Source organism: Pauljensenia sp. UMB3104, assembly GCF_030217285.1.
Classification (GTDB): Bacteria; Actinomycetota; Actinomycetes; order Actinomycetales; family Actinomycetaceae; genus Pauljensenia.
In genome coordinates, this window is the sequence record NZ_JASONN010000026.1 from 1 (window position 1) to 26,025 (window position 26,025).

General features: G+C 63.2%; 20 protein-coding genes and 1 other RNA gene. 11 read left to right on the forward strand and 10 right to left on the reverse strand.

Translation table 11 applies throughout. The features are described 5' to 3' along the window. Nucleotides 1–51: 51 nt before the first annotated feature. From QP415_RS09560 to lipB, 5 genes are all read right to left on the reverse strand, one after another. Nucleotides 52–3,309, reverse strand: a complete 3,258-nt coding sequence (locus QP415_RS09560; RefSeq protein ID WP_285099834.1) for a tetratricopeptide repeat protein — start codon at nucleotides 3,307–3,309, stop codon at nucleotides 52–54. A gap of 172 nt (nucleotides 3,310–3,481) precedes the next feature. Beyond that, entirely contained in the window at nucleotides 3,482–4,864 is a 1,383-nt protein-coding gene (locus QP415_RS09565) for an NAD(P)/FAD-dependent oxidoreductase (RefSeq protein WP_285099835.1), read from the reverse strand. Nucleotides 4,865–4,951: 87 nt separating this feature from the next. Further along, nucleotides 4,952–6,436: a class I adenylate-forming enzyme family protein gene (locus tag QP415_RS09570; protein ID WP_285099836.1), complete on the reverse strand. Its 1,485-nt coding sequence runs from the start codon at nucleotides 6,434–6,436 to the stop codon at nucleotides 4,952–4,954. Further along, the gene (gene lipA, locus QP415_RS09575) at nucleotides 6,433–7,497 is read right to left on the reverse strand and encodes a lipoyl synthase (RefSeq protein WP_285099837.1); all 1,065 of its coding nucleotides are present in this window, start codon (nucleotides 7,495–7,497) and stop codon (nucleotides 6,433–6,435) included. The genes QP415_RS09570 and lipA overlap by 4 nt, the downstream gene beginning before the upstream one ends. Next, nucleotides 7,494–8,171: a lipoyl(octanoyl) transferase LipB gene (gene lipB / locus QP415_RS09580; RefSeq protein ID WP_285099838.1), complete on the reverse strand. Its 678-nt coding sequence runs from the start codon at nucleotides 8,169–8,171 to the stop codon at nucleotides 7,494–7,496. The genes lipA and lipB overlap by 4 nt, the downstream gene beginning before the upstream one ends. A gap of 60 nt (nucleotides 8,172–8,231) precedes the next feature. On the opposite strand from lipB, the gene QP415_RS09585 reads away from it, so the two are divergent. After that, complete coding sequence (locus tag QP415_RS09585; protein ID WP_285099840.1) at nucleotides 8,232–9,146, forward strand: Nif3-like dinuclear metal center hexameric protein; 915 nt, start codon at nucleotides 8,232–8,234, stop codon at nucleotides 9,144–9,146. Next, the gene (locus QP415_RS09590; protein WP_285099841.1) at nucleotides 9,143–9,886 is read left to right on the forward strand and encodes a zinc ribbon domain-containing protein; all 744 of its coding nucleotides are present in this window, start codon (nucleotides 9,143–9,145) and stop codon (nucleotides 9,884–9,886) included. The genes QP415_RS09585 and QP415_RS09590 overlap by 4 nt, the downstream gene beginning before the upstream one ends. A 3-nt stretch (nucleotides 9,887–9,889) precedes the next feature. On the opposite strand, the gene QP415_RS09595 is transcribed toward QP415_RS09590, so the two are convergent. Together QP415_RS09595 and QP415_RS09600 are read right to left on the reverse strand one after the other, a co-directional pair. Beyond that, nucleotides 9,890–11,227: an alpha-L-fucosidase gene (locus QP415_RS09595; protein WP_285099842.1), complete on the reverse strand. Its 1,338-nt coding sequence runs from the start codon at nucleotides 11,225–11,227 to the stop codon at nucleotides 9,890–9,892. A 79-nt stretch (nucleotides 11,228–11,306) separates the two neighbouring features. Continuing rightward, nucleotides 11,307–12,119, reverse strand: a complete 813-nt coding sequence (locus QP415_RS09600; RefSeq protein ID WP_285099843.1) for a YaaA family protein — start codon at nucleotides 12,117–12,119, stop codon at nucleotides 11,307–11,309. A 52-nt stretch (nucleotides 12,120–12,171) separates the two neighbouring features. Here QP415_RS09600 and rnpB point away from each other — a divergent pair. Then, an RNA gene (gene rnpB, locus QP415_RS09605) (RNase P RNA component class A) lies at nucleotides 12,172–12,535 on the forward strand. Between the two features lie 51 nt (nucleotides 12,536–12,586). Here rnpB and ppgK read toward each other — a convergent pair. The 3 genes from ppgK to panB form a co-directional block, all read right to left on the reverse strand. Further along, nucleotides 12,587–13,339, reverse strand: a complete 753-nt coding sequence (gene ppgK / locus QP415_RS09610) for a polyphosphate--glucose phosphotransferase (RefSeq protein ID WP_048676748.1) — start codon at nucleotides 13,337–13,339, stop codon at nucleotides 12,587–12,589. A gap of 139 nt (nucleotides 13,340–13,478) precedes the next feature. Beyond that, nucleotides 13,479–14,363, reverse strand: a complete 885-nt coding sequence (gene map, locus QP415_RS09615) for a type I methionyl aminopeptidase (RefSeq protein WP_285099844.1) — start codon at nucleotides 14,361–14,363, stop codon at nucleotides 13,479–13,481. 28 nt (nucleotides 14,364–14,391) lie between these two features. Further along, the gene (gene panB, locus QP415_RS09620; RefSeq protein ID WP_285099846.1) at nucleotides 14,392–15,252 is read right to left on the reverse strand and encodes a 3-methyl-2-oxobutanoate hydroxymethyltransferase; all 861 of its coding nucleotides are present in this window, start codon (nucleotides 15,250–15,252) and stop codon (nucleotides 14,392–14,394) included. Between the two features lie 167 nt (nucleotides 15,253–15,419). Between panB and pheS the strand changes: the two genes are divergently transcribed. The 8 genes from pheS (at nucleotide 15,420) to tyrS (ending at nucleotide 25,889) form a co-directional block, all read left to right on the forward strand. Then, nucleotides 15,420–16,505, forward strand: a complete 1,086-nt coding sequence (gene pheS / locus QP415_RS09625; protein WP_285099847.1) for a phenylalanine--tRNA ligase subunit alpha — start codon at nucleotides 15,420–15,422, stop codon at nucleotides 16,503–16,505. 1 nt (nucleotide 16,506) lies between these two features. Continuing rightward, the gene (gene pheT, locus QP415_RS09630) at nucleotides 16,507–19,155 is read left to right on the forward strand and encodes a phenylalanine--tRNA ligase subunit beta (RefSeq protein WP_285099848.1); all 2,649 of its coding nucleotides are present in this window, start codon (nucleotides 16,507–16,509) and stop codon (nucleotides 19,153–19,155) included. A gap of 101 nt (nucleotides 19,156–19,256) precedes the next feature. After that, the gene (locus QP415_RS09635; RefSeq protein ID WP_285099849.1) at nucleotides 19,257–19,745 is read left to right on the forward strand and encodes a flavodoxin domain-containing protein; all 489 of its coding nucleotides are present in this window, start codon (nucleotides 19,257–19,259) and stop codon (nucleotides 19,743–19,745) included. Nucleotides 19,746–19,818: 73 nt separating this feature from the next. Further along, complete coding sequence (argR, locus tag QP415_RS09640; RefSeq protein WP_285099850.1) at nucleotides 19,819–20,340, forward strand: arginine repressor; 522 nt, start codon at nucleotides 19,819–19,821, stop codon at nucleotides 20,338–20,340. A 62-nt stretch (nucleotides 20,341–20,402) separates the two neighbouring features. Next, nucleotides 20,403–21,623 (forward strand): argininosuccinate synthase, encoded by a 1,221-nt coding sequence (locus QP415_RS09645; protein ID WP_016461029.1) that lies wholly within the window; start codon nucleotides 20,403–20,405, stop codon nucleotides 21,621–21,623. 99 nt (nucleotides 21,624–21,722) lie between these two features. Then, a complete protein-coding gene (locus QP415_RS09650; protein WP_034475225.1) occupies nucleotides 21,723–23,078 on the forward strand; it encodes an O-antigen ligase family protein in 1,356 nt (451 codons plus the stop codon). Between the two features lie 43 nt (nucleotides 23,079–23,121). Next, nucleotides 23,122–24,549, forward strand: coding sequence for an argininosuccinate lyase (gene argH, locus QP415_RS09655; protein WP_285099851.1), 1,428 nt, complete (start codon nucleotides 23,122–23,124; stop codon nucleotides 24,547–24,549). Nucleotides 24,550–24,626: 77 nt separating this feature from the next. Beyond that, complete coding sequence (gene tyrS, locus QP415_RS09660) at nucleotides 24,627–25,889, forward strand: tyrosine--tRNA ligase (protein WP_285099853.1); 1,263 nt, start codon at nucleotides 24,627–24,629, stop codon at nucleotides 25,887–25,889. Nucleotides 25,890–26,025: the final 136 nt, after the last annotated feature.

Here is a 26,025-nt window from a genome sequence, read left to right on the forward strand (position 1 = left end):
AAGGATCACACGGTGACCGCACCCATATCAAACGGGCCGACCACCACACGGTTACACCACTATGCGGGACACTACTGCTGAGTCATCCTCCTGCCGCTCTAGCTCGCGCCTGGCTGCTTCGAGGTTCTCGCGTACCGTCGTTGTGAGTGGATGCGCCTTGCCCAGTACGCGGATGCAGTCGTGGAGCGTCTGCTCAAACAGTTGGATGGCCTCGTCCGAGCAGCCGGCCCGCCGATATGCTCGAGCGAGGTTGTCGCGCGTACTGAGGGTATCAGGATGGTCCTCGCCCAGGACTCGGACGCTATCTTGGAGGGTTTTCTTGTACAGGGTGACGGCCTCGTTCAGGCGGTCTGCCCAGCGGTATGCACGTGCGAGGTCGTTGAGCGCGCTAAGGGTGCGGGGGTGGTCTTCTCCGAAGACATGAATACGGTGCTTAACGGCCTGTTCAAATAGAGTGATGGCCTCATCTGTACGGTTCGCCCACCGATATGCGTCTGCGAGGTCGTTACGAATACTGAGCGTTTGAGGGTTGTCGTCGCCGAGGATGTGGGTGCTATCTTGGAGGCTCTGTTCGAGCAGAGTGATGGCCTCGTTCAGAAGGCCCGCAGCCTGGTATGCGTGTGCGAGGTCGTTACGAATACTGAGCGTTTGAGGGTGGTCCTCGCCGAGGATGTGGGTGCTATCTTGGAGGCTCTGTTCGAGCAGAGTGATGGATTCGTCTGTACGGTCCAGCCACTGGTATTCACGTGCGAGGTTGCTGCGTGAAGTGAGGGTGTCGGGGTGGTCCTTACCCAGGACACGGGTGCGGTCGGTCAGGGTTTGTTCGTACAGGGTGATGGCCTCGTTCAGGCGGCCCGCCCGCCGGTATGCGTGTGCGAGGCTGTTACGTGAGGCGAGGGTGTCGGGGTGGTCCTTGCCCAGGACACGGATGCTGTCCTGGAGGTTCTGCGTGAACAGGGTGATGGCTTCGTTCAGGCGGCCCGCTGTCTGGTATGCGTGTGCGAGGTCGTTACGCGCAATAAGGGTGTGGGGATGGTCCTCACCAAGAATTAGGGTACGGTCTTTGACGGCCTGTTTGTGTAGGTCGATGGCCTCGTTCGGACGGCCCGCTGTCTGGTATGCGTGTGCTAGGTCGTTACGCGCAATAAGGGTGTGGGGATGGTCCTCACCCAGGCCGGTAATACTGCCTTGAAGGGTCTGTTCGTACAGGTTGATGGCCTCTTCTGTGCGGCCCACCGTCAGGAACGTATATGCAAGCTTGTTGCGCGAGGTGAGGGTGTCGCGGTGGTCTGGTCCCAGGAGGTCCCCGATGATGTCCACAGCCTTATTGAGGGTGAGTGCTTCGAACGGAAGCCCAAGGTCATGCGCATGTCTAAAAGCCTCGTTCAGTCGGTTTCTGACCTCTTTATAGGCAAATAGTGAGCCTGAATAGTCCTGCGTGGCGATGGCTCGGAGCTGCTCGATCAGATCGCGCGTCTCCCGCCGTCGTGACATGGTGTCATTCCTAGGTATCGCACTAATGTTCACCCGGCTTAGGAGGTCTGCAGCGGCCTGGGCTGCCTGCGTGCTCTCTGTCTCGGTCCAGGATTCACGCAGCACCTGTGCCTGGAGGCGGTGAAGCCTGGTCGTCGATTCGTCTGCTGATTGCTGTACGAGGGACCTGTGAATAAGCTCTGTGAGCGCATCATGGGCTTCCTCATCTGCGTCCCGCAGAGTGCTTTGAGATTCGTCGTCGTCCAGCTGCTCTATAGTGGGGTTAAGCCACCGCGTGGGTACGCCGGATTCCGCGAGCAACGTCAGTGCACCCAGCTGACGTCGAGCCGTCTCTTTCGTGCCGCCCTCCAGACTGTCGATGAAGTCTTCAACGGCCATCCACAGTGCCGTTGCAACGTCGTCCGTGTAGTCATCCCCGGGCACGGGGCAAATGGCGTGTTCCTTGCGGTGCGACTCCAGTCGCTTGAGATACCGGAGTAGTGACAGTTCTTTGTGACGTGCGGTCGCAGCTGCCTGGGTAATAGCGAGAGGCAAGTCGCCGAGGCGATCAGCTAATGCATCCGCGGTGTCATGATCGTCGGACTTGGTGACCGTAAGGAGGAGTTTGATCGACTTCTCGCGATCAAACACACCGACCTTGATGGTGTCCCATCCCTGATGTTCCCAACCTGTGTTGTTCGTAGTGGTTGCGATGACGCGCAAGCCATTGCCGCGCGGTACAAGTCCTCGAAGATCGTTGATATTCTCAACGTTATCGAAGACGATGAGCCTGTCGGAGGGATCCGCTGATTTCAAACGGTCGAAGAGCCGATGAATAATGGTCTTGGGAGTGGGCTGGTCACTCGTATCAATCTTCAGTTCTTTCTTCAATTCTTTGGCGAGTTCTACCAGATCGCTCGTGATGGATTCGGTCGAACTCGCGTTCACCCACGCGACGAGGCTCCAGTGTGCGTCCTCGCACTGTTGAGCCAAAGTTGACGCCAGCTGAGTCTTGCCGCAGCCACGCATGCCCACCAGAACGGTGCGTCGTCGCGTCGGGTTGGAGATGAGTGCGTTCAACCGTTCTTGCTCGCCTCGAGGGATAAAGCGGTCTTCGGTTACCACATCCGGTCGGCTACCGAAAACAACATGATCGAAGGTAGGGCTAGCGTTCTGCCTGGAAAGACCTTTCAGTAGCTGGTTATTCTCAATGTGAATATCGCGATCTTCACGCATGCCCAATTCGATGTGATCGAACCGCCTATCCAGGTGCTGTTCAAGACCGTCGATGCGTTCTGATAGGTCTGGGAAACAACGCAACAGGCTGGCTAGAGCTACGCGATTAAAGTTGGGCGACCAGGGTGCGAGGGTAAGGAACTCTTGCGATATTCGATCAAGGAGCGTTGTGTAGTGAGCTTGCATATTATTGCTGAAGCCGTCGGAATGTGGTGCAGCATGTCTTTTCAGTTCGGTGCCGAAGTTTTTTGGTTGCTGTACTGCTCGGATGAGGGCGTCGTCGTCCTCCGCCAGCTCTTTTATTGTGTCGCGCGCTGCCTCGGATAACTGCGCTACGGCTTCTTTAATCAGTTTCTTGCTCATGCCGTCTTGCTTGAGTGCGGCCTCAATGGATTTGATTTCCGATTTGACGGTACTGTTCAGTGATCGAATCATTTCTGCATTGGGATTGTCTAGAGCACCGTTTTTGATGTCGGCGAGCAGATTGAGAAACTCCTGGCCCCCATCGGCAATATCTGCGGCAAGGCCAAAACCAGCCGCCCTTGCCAGGGTCTTGACGATTGCAATCGACAGGTTAGTGACATTGCGATTTATGCTCATGGGCATAGTATACAGAGTTACTGAATGGTTGGTAGCGGCGCGTAAACTAGCTTGACAGTGAGGCTGGAAGCTTCTGCTTCCAGCCTCACACCAGGCCTGTCTGCCTGTTTGTCAGCGTGCGCTTGCTGTGTCCCAACGCTGGCCTCAGGGAAGGTTAGAGCGACAACCTTGCTCAGTCCTCGTGCACGTGTTCTTCCTGCGTGCGCTCCTCGACGATGTCCTCGCCCGCGACAAGCTTGCCGGACGCGCCAGCGCCCAGCTGCTCCATGGCGAGGCGACCCACCAACTGCTGATTCGTCGTCGTGCGCTGCGAACGGGCGCCGGACAGGAAGCTGAAGAACCAGTTCACCAGGGTACCGACCTGCGACTTGAAGCCAACGATGTAGAGCAGGTGCAGGAAACACCAGGCAACCCACGCGGTGAAGCCCGTCATCTTCGTGTTACCCATCTTCACGACCGCCTGGAAGCGCGCAATCGTCGCCATGGAACCCTTGTCGTGGTAGGAGAATTCCGTGGCCTTCGGCGTGCGGCCAGTCAGGCGCGCGGCGATCATGTCGGCCGCGAAGCGCGCGGACTGGATCGCGCCCTGTGCGACGCCGGGGACGCCCGGGAAGGCCATCATGTCGCCGAGTACGAAGATCTCGGGGTGCCCGGGCAAGGTCAGGTCCTTGTTGACGGTGACGCGCCCCGCCCGGTCCACCTCGGCGCCCGTGGCCTCGCCCAGCGCGCGGCCCAGCGGGCTCGCGGACACGCCCGCGGCCCACACCTTGCACACGGACTCGATCCGCTCCTCCTCGCCGGACTTATACTTCAGCGTGACGCCCTCGGCATCCACGTCGGTGACGAAGGCGTTCATCTTCATCTCAACGCCGAGCTTGGCCAGGGCTTCCTCTGTCTTCGCGCCGAGCTCCTCGCCGAACGGGGGGAGCGGGTGCTCGGCGCCGTCCACCAGGATGACGCGTGCCTTGGTCGGATCGATGTTACGGAACTCGCCTTTGAGGGTGTGAGAGGCGAGCTCGCGGATCTGGCCAGCCATCTCGACGCCGGTCGGGCCTGCGCCTACGACGACGAACGTCAGGAGCTTCTCGACCGCAGTCGGGTCAGTCTCAATCTCGGCCAGCTCAAACGCGCCAAAAATACGCGCGCGCAGCTCGAGGGCGTCGTCGATGGTCTTCATGCCCGGCGCGAAGACCGCAAAGTGGTCGTTGCCGAAGTAGGACTGGCCCGCGCCCGCCGCGACGATCAGTGTGTCGTATTCGGTCTGCTCGTACTTGTTGTGATTGCGCCACTTGACGGTGCGCGCCTCGACGTCGATCTCCTCGACGAGGGCCTGCAGGACGGTGACGTTCTTCTGGCCGCGCAGGATTTCGCGTGTGGTGGGGGCGATGTCGCCTTCGGAGAGGATGCCCGTGGCCACCTGGTAGAGCAGCGGCTGGAAGAGGTGATGCGACGTGCGGGCCAGGATGGTGATGTCGGCGTCGGCGTTCTTCAGTCGGCGAGCTGCCGTCAGGCCTGCGAAGCCGGAACCGATGATGACAATGCGGTGGCGGGACATAAGACTCTCCTTCAATTAAGCAAGGCTAATCTTACCTAAATATGGTGCGCGTGCATTGTGAGGTCAGGCGCACCTAAGCCGCCGTTCTTACGAGTCGAATAGGCGGGCCGCCGCGACCGGATCCGGCTTGCCCGTGGTCGTCGTCGGCAGCGAGTCCACGACCAGCACGCGACGAACCTTCTCCCAGGGTGCGAGGGTGTCGCTGAGGGCTTCGGAGAGTGCTTCGGTGCTCATCGACGAGGCCTGGGCGCGGCCCTCGGGAGAGGCGACGACAAGCGCCGCGACGATCTGCCCCCAGCGCTCATCCGGCAGCCCCACGACAAGTGCATCCGAGACAACGTCCAGCGAGCGTAGAGCCCGCTCAACCGTCGGGGGAGCGACGAGCTCTCCGGCTGTATTGATCATGCGGTGGGCGCGTCCCACCATGTGCAGCCAGCCGTCCTCGTCTTTCGTTGCAAGGTCTCCCGTATGCAGCCACTCCTCGCCGCTCACGACACCGGGGCCTCGCACCCAGATTTCGCCCAGCTCGCCGACCCCGGCTTCGCGCTCGTCGGTGGCCATGACGCGCAGGTCTACGTAGGGGAAGGGAACACCGAGCGATCCGGCGGGCGCGCCAGAATCTGGGGTGGCGACAGTTCCCGCGCCGGAGGTCTCGGTCATGCCCCACACGTGAATGGGGGATAGGCCGGCTGTACGCATCGCGTCCGCGAGGTCCGCCGTCATCGCATCGCCGCCGATGAGGGGACGCACCCACGACGACAGGTCGCCGCCGCCGCGCTCATGCTCATCGAGGATGGCGCGGACAATCGCGGGCACGGCGAACATCATGGTGATCCTGTAGCGCTCGATAGCATTGATGACGCCGCGAGCGTCGAAAGAACCTGGGAAGCCGAGCGTGACCAGCGTGCCGCCGTGCGTCCACACGTCCATCGAGGTCCCGTTGAAGCCGCCGATGTGGCTGGCGGGCGCGCACACGCCAACCACCGATGACGTCGGCGCATAGTCGAAACCCTCGCGGAAGTTCGTCGATCCCCACCACATGACCTCGTGGGTGAGTTCCACAGGGCGTGGAGTGCCCGTGGACCCCGAGGTAAACAAGATGGCGGCGAGCTCGGTTCCGCAGCGCGCGGGAGCGCGCCCGATGGGTGCAGTGCGATTCGCCCAGGCCGACAGATCCGCAAACGACGCGACCTGCGCGCCCGCGTCGGACAGTGCGGGAGCGTGAGCGCGGGAGGCCTCGTCAAGGAACACCCACGAGACGCCCACCTGCGCGCACATCGAAGCGAGCGCCGGAGAGGGCATGCGCGGCGACAGGGGAACCGTCACCGCTCGCAGCCACGAGGCCGCCACGTGGACGATGTAGTGCCACGGCGAGTTCGCCCCGATGACCGCGATGCGTGTCCCCTCGCCGATACCAGCCGAGTCGAAAGCGGCTGCGAGGCGAGCAACTGTTGCTGCTGCCTCGCCCACGCTCCACTCCTCGCCCGTCACGGCGTCGACCAAGGAGCGGCGGTCGGGGTGCCGACGTGCGGAGGCCAGGAGCGCCCGCGCGGGAGAATAATCCGGGGTCACGAGGCCGAGGCGGCCTTCGCGGCCATCGCCGCGTGACGCTCCGAGCGCTCCTTGAGGCGCGCCAGGACTGAACCGGCCTCCTGCAGCGTCGAACCCGAGTTGGCGATGTGACGCAGCTGCTCGGGGATCTCGAAGCCGCGGGCACGCATACCCTTGGCCCACAGCAGACCCGCACGGTAGGAGGAACGCACGAGGGGGCCGGCCATGACGCCCGCGAAGCCCATCTCCTCGGCCTCGGCGGCCATCTCGACAAACTCCTCGGGGTGGACCCAGCGGTCGATCGGGTGGTGCAGGGGAGAGGGACGCAGGTACTGCGTGAGCGTCAGCAGGTCGCAACCCGACTCGTGCAGATCGCGCATGGCAGCGCTGACCTCCTCGCGCGTCTCGCCCATACCCAGGATCAGGTTCGACTTCGTGACCATGCCGCCGTCGTGGGCGCGCTTGATCATCGCGAGCGAGCGATCGTAGTTGAAGGCGGGGCGGATCTTCTTGAAGATGCGTGGCACCGTCTCGAGGTTGTGCGCGAAGACCTGCGGGCCTGCCTCGATGACCATGTCGATCGACTCGGCCTGACCGCGGAAGTCATCCACGAGGAGCTCCACGCCAGTGCCCGGGTTGAGCTCGTGGATGAGGCGGCAGGTTTCGGCGTAGAGCCACGCTGCGCCGTCGGGCAGATCGTCTCGGGTCACGCCCGTGATCGTCACGTAGCGCAGGTCAAGGTCTCGCACGGACTCAGCGATGCGACGCGGCTCGTCCTTGTCGTACTCAGTTGGACGGCCCGTCGCGATATCGCAGAAGTCGCAGCGGCGCGTGCACAGCGCACCGCCGAGCAGGAACGTCGCCTCGCGGTCCTGCCAGCATTCGTAGATGTTGGGGCAGCCGGCCTCGGCACACACCGTGTGCAGGCCCTTGGCATGCGAAAGCGAGCGCATGTCCTGGTAGTTCTCGCCGGCCTTGGCGGTCGTGCGAATCCACTCGGGCTTCTTTTCGATAGGAGTTTGCGAGTTACGCACCTCGATGCGCAGGAGCTTGCGTCCTTCGGGATCGGGCAGGGTACTCATAGCGTTGACCTCGTCGTATAGGAAACGGAAGTGGGAGTGGTCGCCAGGCAGGGGGAGATGTGCTCCACCATGCGCGGGAGAAGTTCGGCGGCGGCGTCGGCCACCGTCGTGTGGACGCCCTCCCATGACAGGGAGGTCACGTCAGCGTCGGCGAGGCCGCACGGGATGATGCCTTCGAAAGCATGTGCAGGGTCGATGTCGACGTTGAGGGCGATGCCGTGCAGGGTCGCTCCGCGCGCGACCTTCAGACCAATCGCGCAGATCTTGCGGTCGCGGCGTCCCTCTTCGGTGAGCCACACGCCCGCGCGTCCCTCGACGCGGTGCACCGGCAGGTCCCAGACCTCGCGCACGGTGTCGATGACTGAGGCCTCGACGGCGCGGATCCACTGGACGAGATCGACGGGCTCGCGCAGCCGAACAACGGGGTAGACGACGACCTGTCCGGGGCCGTGCCACGTGGCCGATCCCGCGCGGTCCGTGCGGATGATGGGGATCGTCGTCGAGGGAATATCCTGCGGCTTCGTGTGACGACCGGCCGTCCACGTCGGGGTGAATTGAGAAACGATGAGCGTGTCCTCGCCGCCGGCGAGGACTTCCTCGTGCAGGGAGCGCTGAAGCGCATCAACCTGCGTGTAATCGACCAGCCCCTGGTCGAGGAGACTCAAAATCTGCACGTTGTGATCATAGTCGCGGGCAGGGTCCCTTGCTAGATGGGGGTCCGGTATGCTTGGCGCATGCAGTCTTCGTCTCATTTCAGCACCCCCGATATCCCGGTCGGTGCACCCGCCACCACCTGGACCGTCCGCGACGTCATGGCCCTCATGGAATCCTGGTATCCGGCGGCGACGGCCCAGTCGTGGGATCGCGTCGGGCTCATCGTCGGAGACCCGGACGCGCCCGTGCGTTCGATCCTCCTGGCCCTCGATCCCACCGCTGCCATCACCGACCAGGCCGTGGCTGGTCCAAGCGGCGATGGGAACTCCTACGACATGGTGATCACCCACCACCCGTTGCTCCTGCGCGGCGCCTCCTTCCTGCCTGTGACCGACCCGAAGGGCGCTGTCGTCACGGCTCTCATCCGCTCTGGTATCGCCCTATTCAATGCGCATACCAACGCGGACGTCGCCTGTGATGGTGTCGCGACGGCGCTCGCCGATCTCATCGGTCTGCGCGATACCGTTCCGTTGGAGTCATGTGGCACTGACGTTGAGGGACGCGAGATCGGCCTGGGACGCGTCGGCGTTGTCGACGAGACCACGCTCGGCGCCTTCGCCGACCATGTCGCATCCGTGCTGCCCGCAGGTCCCTCCGGCCTGTTCGTCGGTGGAGACGAGGCAGCTCCGGTGCGTCGCGTCGCCGTGCTGGGCGGTGCAGGCGATAGCGCGCTTGAGAGCGCCCGGGCTGCTGGAGTAGACGTCTACCTCACGGCGGATCTTCGTCACCACCCGGCATCAGAGCACTTGGAGGGCGGTGCCCCCGCGTTGCTGTGCGGATCGCACTGGGCGACGGAGTCACCGTGGCTGCCCGTCCTCGCACGCAAGCTTCGCGAGGCCGCCAGCGCCGCCGATGTGGAACTTCGCGTGGAAGTCTCTACGATTGTCACCGAGCCATGGACCAGTCACCGAGTCACCCAGGGAGAACTAGCGTGAAAGCATCGCACACCGACCAGCTCGAGCTCCTCGAGCTCCAGAAGCTCGACCAGAAGGAGTCGGCGCTGCGCCACAAGCGCGATTCTCACCCCGCGCACGCGACGGTTCGCGAGTTCGCCGGTCGCGTCGCCGACCTCCAGCGGGCCGCCATCAGCCAGAACGCGGTCATCGCGGACACCACCCGCGAGGTGACGCGCATCGAAGAGGAGATCGCGAAAGTCTCTGAGCGCCGCAAGCGCCAGCAGGCACGTATCGACAACAACCAAGTGCCCCTGCGCGATATCTCGCTGATGGAGCATGAGATCGCTCAAATGGATCGTCGCCTCGCCAAACTCGAGGATGATCAGGTGGAGGCCGAGGAACGTGTCGAGGCCGCACGGGCCGCACAGGACAAGATGAAGGCCGAGGCTCAGGCCATTGCCGCCGACATCGAGGCGCTGAAGGCTCAGTTTGAGGCCGATGTCGCCGATGCAGACGACGAACTGCGCCGCGTCATCGCCGCCCGACGCGAGCTTGTCGGCCGCCTGCCCGCGGACCTCGTCGAGGAATACGAGGATGCGCGCCGACGCAACGGTGCTCTCGCGGTTATCGAGGTGCGAGACGGCTACGGCATTGGCGTCGCCGCTGACCTGAGCCCGATGGAACTCGAGCGTATCCGCCTCACGCCCGACGATGAGCTCTACCTGACCGAAGACACCTCGCAGATCGTCGTACGGACCGCTGCGAACACGCCGCGCTGAGGCCTAGGCGCGAACCGCGTAGACGTCCGCCAGATAAAAGCCCTGCCTGCTCTTCGTGACCGTCACCCGAACCTGGGTGGCGGTCACGGGCGTCTCCAGGGTGATGACGCGTCGGTAGCCCACGCAGTGCACGCGAGCGATCTCTCGGTCTTCCTCGCCATTCATCGACGAGGTGACGACGGCCTCGTCGATGCGCTGCCCCTGGGCGATGTCCTCCTCAAGGACGATGGCGCTAACGCTACGCGGTGCGTCGAAGCACAGCGTGACGTCGTTGTTGTTGTCCTCGCGGGAGGCGTCGATGCGGCGCGAGCGGAAGTCGGCGATCTTGTCGCCGAGGCGCGCGAGGACCTCGACGTCGGCGTCTGCGAGGAGGCCGTCGCGGTTCGGGGGAACGTTCAACAAGAATGTTGCGTTGCCGCCGACCGAGCCCTTCCAGATCGAGAACAGTTCGTCGACGCTGCGCACCTGGGAGTCTTCGGCGTCGTGGTGGAACCAACCCTTGCGCGTCGAGGTGTTGACCTCGGCGGGGTACCAGGCGAGGGGGCCGCAGTAGTCAGCCAAGGCCTCGCGCGAGCCAAGGTCTTCGTCGCCGGAGGCCACCTGACGGGAGAACTCGCCGTCGTCGGCCTTCTGAGACTTCTCAGCGGTGCGCTCGGCCTCGCGCAGGGATGCGGGCACAACGGACCATTCGTTGGCTCGTACCGAGCCTGCCTCGTTGCCGCACCAGCGCACGTCCGGGCCGCACACGGAGATCACGGCCTCGGGCGCCAAAGCACGGACCGTATCGTAGATGCGTTGCCAGTCGTAGACCTGGACCTTGCCGTTGGGGCCTTCCCCGCACGCGCCGTCGAGCCAGACGGAAAACACCGGGCCGTAGTGGGTGAGCAGCTCGATGAGCTGGTTGATGTAGAAGTCGTTGTACGCCTCGCCCTGGCCGTACGTCGGCTCGGTCATGTCCCAGGGGGAGAGGTAGATCCCGAACTTGAGGCCGTGGCGCGCAGCCGCGTCCGACACCTCGCGCACGAGGTCCCCGCGCCCGCCCTTCCACGGCGAGGATGCGACCGAGTGCTTCGTGTAGGCCGAGGGCCACAGGCAGAAGCCGTCATGGTGCTTGCACGTCAGAATCACGCCGGTCATCCCGGCGCTCACGAGGGCGCGCATCCACTGATCGACGTCGACGTTTTCCGGGTTGAACAGGGCTGGATCCTCATGGCCCTCGCCCCATTCGCGGTCCGTCATCGTGTTCATGCCGAAGTGGATGAAGGCGTACATCTCCATCTTCTGCCACTGGAGCTGACGGTGGGTGGGCCGAATATTGGCCAGGTAGTCCTCGTTGATCATGCCTATGGTTTCCGCTTGATGGCCGACTTATCGGCCGGTCCTGCACCCTGCAGGTTCCGGAAAAAGAATAGCCTACCGCTCAGTGCGTGACCAACGTTACTGTGCGTGTCGATCCGCCCTTCTTGGTCGACTTTTCGGGGCCGTACTCAACGTCCGTCACGCGGTGTTCGTTCCCCTTCGCATCACTCAGTGACAGGGAGTATGCGGCCTCTTCAAGGGCCTTCTCGGCCTCCTTCGTTTCCTCGGCGCCGTAGCCACCCATCCCAAGGAGAAGGCCCGTGACCGCGCCGCGCCACCGCTTCGCGTCGTGCGAGATCACAGAGCGCTTGCCGTTTGCTTCGCGCTCGACGCGCAGTTCCCAGACACGTGCCCACGGGGCCTTACATGCTGCGCGATAGGGGCCACTTCGTCCGTCGATAATGATGCGCTGGGCGGCCTCGGGGGCCAGAGCCTCGTCAAGACGCGGCGCCCACCAGGTCGAGAGTACTCCCAGCTCGGGCAGCGACACGCCCATCGCGAGGCGGTGGTCGGGAATGACATCAGTGGGGGAGAGGACCCCGAAGAGACCCGAGAAAATCGAGATGTGGGACGCGCCGTCGCTTGCCCACGCTCCGGGTGCACTCTGCTCGATCGCCTCGTAGAGCACGCCGGTAAAAAGCGACGAGGCCGGGGCACAGGGAGCGGACATGAGCGCGGTGTTAACGGACAGATCGATGCGTGCTCCGACCTTGAGGACGGCAGCCGCTTCGGGACCGTCCCTGAGAGCAGTGAGAGTCTCGCACACGATGCGGCGGCTTGTTGCAAGGCTGGGGCGGGACAGCGCGTTGACATCGAGAGACGGGCTTTGCGCGGGCGCGTTCTTTCCCTCCGACGGGGGCAACCAGATCAGCATGGTGACCACCCTATCGCGGGGGCACGGCCATGCGCGCTATGATCGATGCGGATCTGTCGGCTGGGCGGCCGCGCGCGGAAACGCTCGAGGAACGTCCGGGCTCCACAGGGCAAGGTGATGGCTAACAGCCACCCGGGGTAACCCGCGGGACAGTGCCACAGAAAACAAACCACCGGCGCACACGCGTCGGTAAGGGTGAAAAGGTGAGGTAAGAGCTCACCAGCGGCGCGGGCGACCGCGTCGGCTAGGTAAACCCCACCCGGAGCAAGACCGAGCAGCAGGCAGGGCGGCCCGTCCAATGCCTGCGGGTAGGTTGCTGGAGGCCGTCGGTAACGACGGTCCTAGATAGATGGTCGCCACCGCACGACCGGCAACGGCGTGCGTGACAGAACCCGGCGTATAGGCCGACAGATGCCAGAAGGACCCCGACTCGCGTCGGGGTCCTTCTGCGTGTACGCGCTATATGCTCAGGCGCCGTGCTTCGCCGCGTAGTAAGCGGCGCCGACGATGCCAGCCGTGTTCAGGAGCTTCGCGGGAATCATCGGGGTCTTCAGATCCAGGAGAGGCATGAACTTCTCGTGGTTTTCAGACACGCCGCCGCCGACGACGAAGAGGTCGGGGTTGAGCAGGAACTCGACGTGGCTGTAGTAGCGCTGGAGGCGCTGTGCCCACTGCTCCCAGTTCAGGCCCTGGAGGGTCTTCTGGCCCGAGGACGCGTTCTTCTCCGCGTCGGTTCCGTCGATCTCGAGGTGGCCGAGCTCGGTGTTGGTCAGGAGGGTGCCGTTGACGATGATGGCGGAGCCGATGCCGGTTCCCTGAGTGGTGAAGACGATGACTCCATCGCGGCCCTTAGCGGCGCCGTAGGCGACCTCGGCGATACCGGCGGCATCCGCGTCATTGAGTGCGACGACTGCGCGGCCGAGATAACGCTCCATGAGCTCGTCGACATCAACGTTCACCCAGGACTGGTCGAGGTTCGCCATGTAGGGGATCACGCCGTTAAAAACGGGGGCAGGGAAGGTGACGCCGATCGGCACGCCGACCTTCACGTCGAGTTGGTTGATGACCTCGCGGCACACTGCGGCAACAGCGTCGGGTGTTGCGGGATCTGGGGTAGGAATACGAATCTGCTCGCCGATGTATTCACCGGTTTCCAGATCGACGAGCGCACCTTTGACGCCCGATCCGCCGATATCGATGCCGCATGCGACCTGAGCCATGACCCCTCCTCGGGTAATGAAATCCTGTTGTCAACGGGCCCCTGAAGCCCGTCGTACGTGAATTGTAAGGGATACCACGAGTAATAGCGAAGCCCGCTTCAGACTGTGAGAGTCAGAAGCGGGCCTCGGCCAACGTGTGTCAGGGAAGGGTAAGGACTTCGGCTCCATCCTCGGTGACAACGATCGTGTGCTCGAACTGGGCCGTGCGGGAGCGGTCAGCGGTGACGATCGTCCAGTCGTCATCCCACTGCTCCCATTCGACGGTGCCGAGGGTCAGCATCGGTTCGATGGTGAAGACCATGCCCGGCTCCATGACGGTGTTGTATGCAGGAGCAGCATCGTAGTGGGGGACGATGAGGCCGGAGTGGAATGCTTCGCCGACGCCGTGCCCCGTGTAGTCACGGACCACGCCGTAGTCGAAGCGCTTCGCGTAGGCTTCTATGACGCGGCCAATCACGTTGATTTCGCGGCCCGGGCCGACGGCCTTGATGCCACGCATCATGGCGTTCTTCGTGCGTTCGATCAGCAGGTGGGACTCCTCGTCGACTGTACCGACTTCGAACATCGCGCACGTGTCGCCGTGGACGCCGTCTTTGTAGGCGGTGATGTCGATGTTGATGATGTCGCCGTCCTCGAGTGGACGATCGTCGGGGATGCCGTGGCAGATGACCTCGTTGATCGAGGTGCAGATGGACTTGGGGAAGCCCATGTATCCCAGGCACGACGGGTAGGCGTCGTGGGCGATCAAGAATTCGTGGCCGATGCGGTCGAGTTCCTCCGTGGTAACGCCCGGTGCGATGGCGGCGCCGACGGCTTCGATCGCGCCCGCAGCGATGCGACCGGCCTCGCGGATCTTTGCGATGGTCTCGGGGCTCTTGATATCCGAGGCCGTGACGCGCTCGGGTCCGTCGTGGAACATGTACTCGGGCCGCTCGATGTGCTCGGGTACGGCACGCATGGGCGAGACGTGGCCTGGCTTCAGCGTGCCGAGGGGCGCACGACGAGCGAGTGCAGATGCTTCCATGGGGTGTTCCTCCTACGAACGGGTGGCGTCAGTCGTTCTTGTAGTTGTCGGGGCCGGGGAAAGAGCGCTCGCGCACGGCTTCCACGTAGTCGGACGCGGCCTCGCGCAGGGCTTGGCCGAGCTGGCCGAACTGACGGACAAACGAGGGCGTCCAGTCGGAGTAGCCGGCCATGTCGGACCACACGAGCACCTGACCGTCCGTGTTCGGGCCTGCGCCGATGCCGATCGTCGGGATAGCGAGGCTGGCGGTCAGCTCGGTCGCGATTCCCGCCGGCACCATTTCGAAGACGACCGCAAAGGCCCCTGCCTTTTCGACGGCCTCGGCGTCGCGGCGAAGCGCATCGGCGCCAGCTCCACGCCCTTGCATGCGCGGTCCGCCCAGCGTGTTTTCAGACTGGGGTGTGTAACCGAGGTGTGCGCAGACCGGGATGCCGGCCGTGACGAGGGCCTCGATGATGTGTGCGCGGCTTTCACCGCCCTCGAGCTTGACGGCATGTGCCCCTGCCTTCATCAGACGCGTGGCGGAGGCGAAGGCATGCTCGGGAGAGTCCTCGTAGGTGCCAAAGGGAAGGTCTGCAACGATCATCGCGCGCGAGGTCGAACGGGCGACGGCTGCGGTAGCGCGCTCCATGTCCTCCAGGGTGACGGGCAGCGTCGAGCTGTGGCCGAGAATCACATTGCCGAGCGAATCGCCGACGAGGAGCATGTCGACGCCCGCTGCCTCGAGGATCGGGGCGGTGAGTGCATCGTAGGCGGTGAGCATCGTCAGGGGGATGCCCTCGGCTTTGGCGCGCGCGATGTGTTGGATCCGCACGCGCCGTGCGGAAAAGAGGGTCGGCGTCTGCGACGAGGCCGTGGCCCCTTCCCCCGGTTGCGTTATGTGAGACACGGGATTCCTTCAGTTGCTGATGGAGCGCGAGAGCGCATTCACGTCTTACAGGGTAGCGCGCCCATGGATCCGGTGAGCTGTGAGGATAGGCGAACGGGTAGGATGGTGGGCAGTGCGCGTGATGCGCGCAGTAATGACCCCAGATGGAAAGAAGAAGGAAGCAGGACATGGCTGGCAATGCCCCTGACCTTGATCCTCTTGATGAGGCAGCCGTCAACGCCGTTCGCGAGGCAGGCCTCGCCGATATCGCAGCTGCGGATTCGCTGGACGCCCTGAAGGCCGTTCGAGCCGCGATTCTCGGAGATCAGGCCCCGCTCGTAACCGCGAATCGTACGATCGGTAAGTTGGAGCCCGCGCAGCGCGGACTCGCCGGAAAGAACCTCGGACAGGCGCGCAAGGCCCTCACCGAGGCCCTTGAGGAGCGCAAGGCTATCCTTGCTGCCGAGCACGAGGCCCGCATGCTGGTCGAGGAGTCGGTCGACGTGACGCTGCCGACCGCGCGTCGTACGGCGGGTGCGCGTCACCCCCTGGAGACCCTCATGGAAGAGGTTGCGGACTTCTTCGTGGCGATGGGCTGGGATATCGCCGAAGGCCCGGAGATTGAGCACGAGTGGTTCAATTTTGACTCGCTCAACTTCGACATCGATCACCCCGCGCGCCAGATGCAGGACACGCTCTACATCGACGGCCGTAGCGTCGGCGCCGAGACCGAGGACGGCGCTCACCTGGTGATGCGCACGCACACCTCCCCGGTCCAGTCCCACGCAATGCTGTCTCGAGGTGTTCCGCTCTACGTGGCGTGCCCCGGTAAGGTGTTCCGCTCCGATGCACTCGATGCGACCCACACTCCGGTGTTCCACCAGGTTGAGGGCCTCGCCGTCGACAAGGGGTTGACTATGGCTCACCTGAAGGGTGTTCTCGACCACTTCGCGAAGGCGATGTTTGGTCCCGAGGCGAAGACACGTCTGCGTCCCTCGTACTTCCCGTTCACCGAACCCAGTGCGGAAATGGACCTGTGGTTCCCCCAGAAGAAGGGGGGCCCCGGTTGGATCGAGTGGGGTGGTTGCGGCATGGTCAACCCGAACGTGCTGCGCGCGAACGGTATTGATCCCGAGGTCTATTCGGGCTTCGCGTTCGGCATGGGCATCGAGCGCACGCTGATGCTGCGCCACGGCATTGCCGACATGCATGACATCGTTGAGGGAGACGTTCGCTTCTCCCAGCAGTTCGGAGTGAATGGAAGGGGTAACTGACATGCCTATGGTCCCGCTGAGCTGGCTGGCCGATCACGTCGACGTTGTCGAAGGAACGGACGCCGCCGCCCTCGCTGCCGCCCTTGTGAAGGTTGGCCTGGAAGAGGAAGAAATTCATCCCGCACGCGTGACCGGACCGCTCGTCGTCGGTCGCGTCCTGACCCGCGTGGAGGAGACCGCCTCCAACGGTAAGGTCGTCAACTACTGCCGCGTGGATGTCGGTCCGTACAATGACGCCCCCGGTACTGGCAAGGAACCGTCGGAGCTGCCCAGCCGCGGCATTATCTGCGGCGCTCACAACTTCGACGTCGACGACCTCGTCGTCGTCTCCCTTCCCGGCGCGATTCTGCCCGGTGATTTCCAGATCGCAGCGCGTAAGACCTACGGCCACATCTCGGATGGCATGATTTGCTCCGCTCGTGAGCTTGGCCTGGGTGAAGACCACTCTGGCATCATCGTGCTGCCGAGGTATTTCCCGGACCGTGAGATTCCCGAGGTCGGCACGGATATCGTGTCGTGGCTGGGGCTGGGTGAAGAGGTCCTGGAGATTAACGTGACCCCGGACCGTGGTTACTGCTTCTCGATGCGCGGCATTGCCCGCGAGTACTCGCACTCGACGGGTGCCTCGTTCCGCGATCCGGGTCTGCCTGGCGTGATCGCGGCCGAGCCGCCGGCTGCGAACTCCGATGGCTTCCCGGTTGTCTTCTCCGATGACGCCCCGATCCGCGGACGCGTCGGCGTGGACCGCTTCGTTGCGCGCATCGTTCGTGGCACCAACCCCAACGCTCCGACGCCCCGCTGGATGGTCGAACGCCTTGAAGCTGCGGGCATGCGTTCGCTGTCCTTGGCTGTCGACATCACGAACTACGTCATGCTGGACCTTGGCCAGCCGATGCATGCCTACGACCTGGGTGACCTCGCTGCCCCGATCGTCGTGCGCCGTGCTCGCGTCGGCGAAACGCTGGTGACCCTGGATGAGGAAAAGCGCGAGCTCGACCCGCAGGATCTGCTGATCACCGACTCGCCGGAGGGTGAGGGCTCGCGCATTATTGGTATCGCAGGTGTCATGGGTGGCGCCTACTCCGAGGTCAGCGAGAACACGACAGACATCCTGTTCGAAGCCGCGCACTTTGACGCCGTGTCTGTCGCGCGTAGCTCCCGTCGTCACAAGCTGCACTCCGAGGCCGCAAAGCGGTTCGAGCGCGGCACCGATCCGGCGCTGCCCGCTGTCGCTGCGCAGCGCGCCGTTGAGCTGCTGGTCCAGTATGGCGGTGGCACAGTCGATGAGGGCGTGACGGATATCGATCAGCGCGGCGAGGCCGTCGTCATCGCGCTGCCCGTCGGTGAGGTTGAGCGCCTGACCGGTGTGGCGCACAGCCCGGAGCGTATCGCTGAGCTGCTGCGCACGGTGGGCTGCGTCGTTGAGGGACCGGAAGACGGCGTGTTCACCGTGACCGCCCCTTCGTGGCGTCCCGACCTGACTCTGCCGGCCGACCTTGTCGAGGAAGTCGCACGCCTTGACGGCTACGACAACATCCCCGTGATCATGCCGACGGCACCCGCTGGCCACGGTCTGACGACCGCGCAGGAGGCGCGTCGACTGGCTGCTTCAACGCTGGCCGATGGGGGACTGGTCGAGGTTGAGTCCTACCCGTTCGTGTCCGATACGTGGGATCGTCAGGGCATTCCCGAGGATGATCCCCGCCGCGAGGCTCTGCGCCTGCGTAACCCCATGGCGGATGATTCGCCGTGGCTGCGTACCACGGTCCTCGACACACTCCTCGATGTCGCCGGTCGCAACGTGTCGCGCTCCAATGCGGACGTCGCGATCTTCGAAGTCGCCAAGGTCGCTCGTCCCGCCGGCACCGTTCCGGCTGACCTACCCAGTGCCGATGAGCGCCCCTCCGACGAGGTGCTCGCGGCGCTCGAGGCGGGTATTCCGGCTCAGCCGTGGCACATCGGTGGCGTCTTGACGGGTTCGGCCGTTCCGGCTGGCGTCCTGGCGAACGCCCGTGCCTTTGATTGGGCGGACGCCCTGGAGTACGTGCGTTGTGTGGCCTCCGCTCTCGGCGTACGCGTCGAGGTCACCCGCGCCTGGATGGACCGGGTGCCCGCGCACAAGGGTGCTCCGATGCCCGCTCCGGCAACGGATCCGGCCGCGGTTGCCCCGTTCCACCCCGGACGTGTTGCGCGCGTCTTCGTGCGTGCGGGCCGCGACCTCGTAGACGTCGCTCTTGCGGGCGAACTGTCGCCTGCCGCGTGCCGAGCGTTCGGCCTTCCCGCGCGTTCGTGCGCCTTTGAGATCGATATGGACGCTCTCATCTCCCAGATGAGTGATCAGCCTATCCAGGTCAAGGGCGTCTCGACCTTCCCGCTTGCCAAGGAAGACATCGCTCTCGTCGTGCCGTCGGATATCCCCGCCTCACGCGTTGAGCAGATCGTGCGCCAGGGCGCCGGTCAGCTTGCAGAGTCCGTGACCCTCTTCGATATCTACGAAGGCGACCAGGTCCCCGAGGGCTATCGTTCGCTCGCGTTTGCGCTGCGTCTGCGCGCAGCCGATCACACGCTGACCGCGAAGGAATCGTCGAAGGTTCGTGAGCAGGTCGTCGCGAAGGCTGCCAAGGTATTGGGCGCGTCCCTGCGCGCCTAGTCAACTCTGGCGCTCGACCGGTCGATTCGGTGGTGTGGCACCCCACTCATTTGGGGCGTTGTGCCCACCGATTCGACCGGTCTTCGCTTTACCATGGGTACATGCACATCCTTGTTACTGCAGCATCAAAGCACGGGGCGACGGACGAAGTCGCCGACGCCATTGCGAAGCGTTTGGAGGCAGCGGATTTTACCGTTGATCGTCTTGCACCCGCTGATGTGACCACGGTCGATCCTTACGATGCGGTGGTCGTCGGCTCTGCCGTCTACATCCTTCAATGGATGCCCGAGGCACACGAATTTATGGAGCGCTTTAAGGATCAGCTGCGTGACAAGCAGGTCTGGGCTTTCTCTGTCGGTATGAACGGCGTGCCCAAGCATTCTGAGCAGGACGCTAACCGTGTTGGGCCGCTGCTCACTCACGTCAATTGTCGTGAGCTGCGTACGTTCCCTGGTCGCTACAAGCCGGCGCTGCTGTCGCTGCGTGAACGTTCGATCGCGCGCCTGGCTGGTGTCGTCGAGGGTGATTTCCGCGATTGGGACGCTATCGAAGCGTGGGCCGATGAGATTGCCGCCCAGCTGCGTGCCTGAGAGTTTTGACGGCAAGCGGGTGAGGGACTTCCCTCACCCGCTTGCTTATTTATATGCATGAAGGTGTATAATCATGCATATGAGTGCAACACCTGCGTTTCCGAGCACGAAGAGTGCACGGCACGAGATGATCCGAGATCTTCTGGCCGCCGAGTCCATCGGTAGCCAGGAGGGCCTGCGCGCCCGCTTGGCGGAGCGCGGGATTGACGTCACCCAGACGACCCTGTCCCGCGACCTGATGGACCTGCGCGCCACGAAGATTCGCGACGCGTCTGGCACTCTCATCTACACGGTGCCCGATCACGATGGTGGTCTGACGCACGACGCTGAAGCGGCCAACGTTCGCCTCGCGCGCTGGTGTCAGCTTCTCCTTGTCACCTCCGTGAAGGTGGGGAACCAGCTGGTCCTGCGGACGCAGGTCGGAGCGGCCAATCTGCTCGCCTCATCTATCGATGCTGTCAGGCGTGATGAGATCGCAGGAACGATCGCTGGCGACGATACGATCCTCGTCATCTGCCGCAGCGAAGAAGGAGCCGCTGAGGTGGAACGCTCACTGCTGGCCCTCGCAGAACCCGGCGCTCTCCCCGAAAACTAGCCCCTGCCTCGTACCGTCGAGCGGTTTGGGCGCAACGAATCCACCAATTGGAAGGAACCCACATGTCGAGCAATGATCGCGTCGTCCTGGCGTATTCAGGTGGCCTGGACACCTCTGTCGCTATCGGATGGATCGGGGAACAGACGGGCCGAGAGGTCGTCGCTGTTGCCGTTGATGTCGGCCAGGGCGGTGAGGACCTGGAGGTCATTCGCCAGCGAGCACTCGATTGTGGAGCCGTCGAAGCGTACGTTGCGGATGCGCGCGATGAGTTCGCTACCGAATACTGCATGCCCGCTTTGAAGGCAAACGCGCTCTACGAAGGCAAGTACCCCCTCGTGTCGGCGCTGTCGCGTCCCGTTATCACCAAGCACTTGGTGAAGGCCGCGCGCGAATTTGGCGCGACGACGGTCGCTCACGGCTGCACGGGTAAGGGCAACGACCAGGTCCGCTTCGAGGTCTCGATTACCTCGATGGCGCCCGACATGGACTGCATTTCCCCGGTGCGTGACCTCGCGCTCACGCGTGACGTCGCGATTGAGTACGCCGAGAAGCACAATCTACCGATTGAGACGACGAAGCACAACCCGTTCTCTATCGATCAGAACGTGTGGGGTCGTGCCATCGAAACGGGCTTCCTGGAAGACCTGTGGAATGCGCCGACGAAGGACGTCTACAACTACACTGATGATCCGACCTACCCGCCGCTGCCCGACGAGGTCGTCATCACGTTCGACAAGGGGATTCCTGTCGCCATTGACGGCCGACCGGTCACGCCGCTCGAGGCCATCCAGGAGATGAACCGCCGCGCTGGCGCTCAGGGTATCGGCCGTATCGACATGGTTGAGGATCGTCTGGTCGGTATCAAGTCCCGTGAGATTTACGAGGCTCCCGGTGCCGTCGCGCTCATCGAGGCGCACCAGGCGCTGGAGGCGGTCACGCTGGAGCGGATGCAGCGTCGCTACAAGCGTCAGCTGGAGCAGACCTGGGGTGAGCTCGTGTATGAGGCACAGTGGTACTCGCCGCTGAAGAAGTCGATGGACGCGTTTATTGAGCACACGCAGCAGTACGTCTCTGGTGATATCCGCATGGTGCTCCACGGTGGTCGCGCGACCGTGAATGGACGCCGTTCCGAGTCCTCTCTCTACGATTTCAACCTGGCGACCTACGAGACCGGCGATACCTTCGATCAGTCCTCCTCGCGCGGTTTCATTGATATCTACGGCCTTCAGTCTAAGCTCGCTGCGGCTCGCGACGTGCGCTTTGGCGTGAACATGGGTTACTGAGCACTTGGTTGAGGGCGTTCTCACAGAGAATGTCTCAGTTGGGTTTCAAGAGGCGGGAGCGGCGAGAAGGCTGCTCCCGCCTCGCTTAGTGTTTCGTGTATGACGTATGAGGCGAGCACTGTGAGCGATGCCGTGGGGAGCGACGGAGATGATGCCCTGCGCACGCGCATGATGCGCTACACGGTTGCTGCAATGTTTTTCGCCGGCTTTGCCGGTAAGGGAATTCGTGGCATCTTCGGCGATATTGGTTCGCTCATGCCGATGCTGATTCTGCTTGTTTCCTTCGTTGTGCTCTTCCGTATCTCGGGCCGCTCACTGTTGCTCCGTCGCTTCCCGACGACGACATGTCTGTTCGTTGCGTGGTGTGCCCTCTCGTGCTTATGGTCGGTGGCGCCGTTTCAGAGTGCCCAATACGCCGTCCTGTCCGTGTCGCTGACCCTCGTCTCGATTGCTGTGGCTGTTGCGTTGCCGCTCACGGAGCTCGTTGGTGCGTTGATTCTGGCATTCCAGTGGATCATCGGCTCTTCTTTCATTCTCGAGGCGCTGGTTGCTTTCTTCGGGAATGGTCCGCTCGCTCCTCCTATCATGTGGGGGAGAGGACTCCTCCCTGCCTCTTACTACTGGATCGATGGCATGCTCCTCAAGGGAGGGCCGATCCAGGGTTTTCCCGGTAATAGGAATCCCCTCGCGTTTGTCGCGTTGCTGCTGGCGGTGTGCCTGATTCTGCGCTATATGCAGACGAAGCGATCACGCCTTGCGACATGTCTGTGGCTCGGCGCATGCGGTGGTGTCCTGTTGCTGACGCAGTCTGCGACGGTTGCTCTCTCCACGGTTGGATGCCTGCTTGTGATCGCGGGTCTTGTTGTCCAGCGTCGGGTTCCGGAGCACCTTCGTCTCCGAGTCGTCGGCGGTTTCGCTGGCTGTGGTGTTATCACTGCGATCGCAGCATTCTTCTGTCGTCATATGATCGCCGATGCTTTCGGTCGTAGTCCCGACATGAGTGGGCGCTCCGTCATCTGGCACGCCGTCGCTCCACTGGTTGCGCAGCGTCCGATCGGAGGCTGGGGTTGGTTCATTGGGTGGCCCACGCAGATGGAGCCGTTTGCCTCCCTCGTTATCCGTCCTGATGGCACGCCGACTAATCAGGCGCACAACGTCTATGTTGAGGCTGCTCTGACGACGGGCTTTGTCGGCGCCACCATGATCACCGTTGCGATCGTCTGGACGCTGTACCGCGTCGTGAAAGTCGCGGTGGCTCATATCGACGACAACCTGTGGGACGTCATTCCCGCTGTCATTATGATCGCGATGTTTATCCAGTCTTTCACGGAGTCTCGTCTGCTCTTCGAAGGCAATTGGATGCTTTTCGTCATCATCGCGACGTGGGTGAAGGTGCGTGGTGAGGTCCCTGTCGTGTGGCCTTCGGCAGCTCGCCAGCATCTCGAATATTCTTAAACGATAGAGAAAGCGTCGTCGTTACCGACCCAGGAGGAACCTCATGTCGCAGTCCGAAACACACGTCTCCCTGTGGGGTGGCCGTTTTTCCGGAGGCCCTTCGCAGGCGCTTGCTGCGTTGAGCGTGTCGACGCATTTCGACTTCCGTCTGGCGCACGTCGATATCGCCGGTTCGCATGCGCATGCTGACGAGCTGCATCGTGTTGGGCTGCTGACTGACCAGGAATGCGCGGATATGCATGACGCTCTCGCCCGCCTTGATGCCGATGTCGCTTCGGGTGCCTTCGTGCCATCAGTTGACGACGAGGATGTGCATACGGCGCTGGAGCGTGGCTTGATGGAGCGCGCTGGGGCCACGCTGGGAGGCAAGCTGCGAGCTGGCCGCTCCCGTAACGACCAGATTGCAACGCTGATTCGCGTGTACCTGCGCGAGGAGGCCCGTCACCTGGCGGGTCGCGTCCTGGACATCGCGCAGGCACTGCTCAGCCAGGCGGTGCGCGCCGGAGACGCTGTCATGCCGGGGCGCACCCACATGCAGCATGCGCAGCCGGTTCTCGTCGCGCACCATCTGATGGCGCACGTGTGGCCGCTCCTGCGTGACGTTGCGCGTCTGCGTGACTGGGACAAGCGTGCGGCGATCTCTCCGTATGGATCCGGTGCCCTGGCCGGTAACACGCTCGGAATGGATCCCCGCCGGATTGCTGCCGCTCTGGGCTTTGCCGATTCCGTTGAAAACTCGATCGACGGTACTGCCTCGCGTGATGTTGTTGCCGAGTTTGCCTTCGTGTGCGCACAGATCGGAATCGACATTTCGCGTCTGTGCGAGGAGATCGTCATCTGGAATACGAAGGAGTTCGGCTACGTGACGCTGGACGACTCGTACTCCACGGGCTCGTCGATCATGCCGCAGAAGAAGAATCCCGATGTCGCGGAGCTTGCTCGCGGTAAGGCTGGTCGGCTCATCGGTGATCTGACTGGCTTGCTCGCGGTCCTGAAGGGTATTCCGCTCGCGTACGATCGTGATCTCCAGGAGGACAAGGAGCCGGTGTTCGATCAGATCGACACTCTCGACGTTCTCTGTCCTGCCGTCGCCGGCATGATCGATACGATGACCATTCATCTGGAGCGCCTCGAGGAGCTAGCGCCCCAGGGCTTCTCGCTTGCTACCGACATCGCAGAGTGGCTCGTCAAGCAGGGGGTGCCCTTCCGCGATGCGCACGAGATTTCTGGTGCGTGCGTGCGGCTGGCCGAGGCCAGGGGAGTGGAGCTTGCCGACCTGACCGACGAGGAGCTCGCCCAGGCCTCGTCCTCGCTGACCCCCGAGGTGCGCTCCGTGCTCACCGTCGAAGGTTCGGTGGGTGCGCGCCTGGGCCGCGGTGGTACCGCCCCCGAGCGGGTACGCGAGCAGATCGCCGAGGCCGAGGCTGGCCTCGCGCACGCGCGCACGTGGGCGGCCTCGGCGCTTCGTTAACACCCCTACTCGCAAGCCGATACACTAAGACGGTATTCATCATTCATCCGTCGAATCCGCAAGGAAGGACAACTTTCGTGACAGATATCCTGGACGAACTGCAGTGGCGTGGGCTGCTCGCTCAGCACACCGACCTCGAGGCGCTTCGTGAGCACCTGGCTGCCGGACCTGTCACCTTCTATTGCGGCTATGACCCGACTGCCCCTTCCCTTCATCACGGCCACCTCGTGCAGCTGATCGTCATGCGCCACCTGCAGCTCGCTGGCCATCGGCCGCTCGCACTCGTGGGCGGTGCGACTGGGCAGATCGGCGACCCGCGCCAGAGCGGCGAACGCCAGCTCCAGTCGACCGAGGTCGTCAAGGGATGGGCGGACCGCCTGCGTTCGCAGATCTCTCGCTTCCTTGATTTCGAGGGACCTGCAGCTGCGACGATGGTGAACAACCTGGACTGGACGCAGGAGATGAGCGCCATCGATCTGCTGCGCACCATTGGTAAGTACTTCCGTGTGGGCACGATGCTCAACAAGGACATCGTCGCGCGTCGCATCGCATCGGATGAGGGTATCTCCTACACGGAGTTCTCCTACCAGGTACTCCAGGCCAACGACTTCCTTGAGCTCTACCGTCGCCACGGGTGCACGCTTGAGACCGGCGGAAACGACCAGTGGGGCAACATGGTCGGCGGTGTCGACCTGATCCGTAAGGTTGAGGGCGTTGACACCCACGTCATGACGACCCCGATCATCACGAAGGCGGACGGCACGAAGTTCGGTAAGTCCGAGGGTGGCGCCATCTGGCTCGACCCGGAGATGATGACCCCGTACGCCTTCTACCAGTTCTGGCTCCAGGTCGCGGACGATGATGTCGTGCGCTTCCTGAAGATCTTCACGTTTAAGTCGCGTGAGGAGATCGAGGCGCTGGCCGTTGAGGTTGCTGAGCGTCCCCACCAGCGTGCCGCCCAGAAGGCCCTAGCTGCGTCCGTCACCGAGCTTGTGCACGGCAGTGAGCAGCTTCAGCGCGTTCTGGCGGCGACCGATGCCCTCTGGGGTGGCGGTGACATCCGGGATCTGGACGAGGCTACCCTGGCAGCTGCGACTGCCGACCTGCCGCGCGCGTCGGTGACAATCGGTGAATCCACCGTAGCCGATGCTCTCGTTGCTCTCGGCTTCGAGAAGGGCAAGACAGCTGCCCGTCGCACGATCTCCTCCGGTGGTGCCTCCATCAACAATGTGAAGGTGGAGGATCCCGAGGCCGTTCTGCGTGAGGAGGACGTGCTCGTGGGTGGACTGGCTCTCATTCGCAAGGGCCGCAAGAATCTCGCCGTGCTCGAACTGAGCTAACACTTCCGTAGAAGAGGGCGCCCGATGAGAATCGGGCGCCCTCTTTTCGTTGTGTTTGTTGGGTTTGTGGGGTGTGTGTTGGGGGTCACGGTGTTTTGGTTTGACTTTGGGTGTGGGGGTGAGTAGATTATTCACC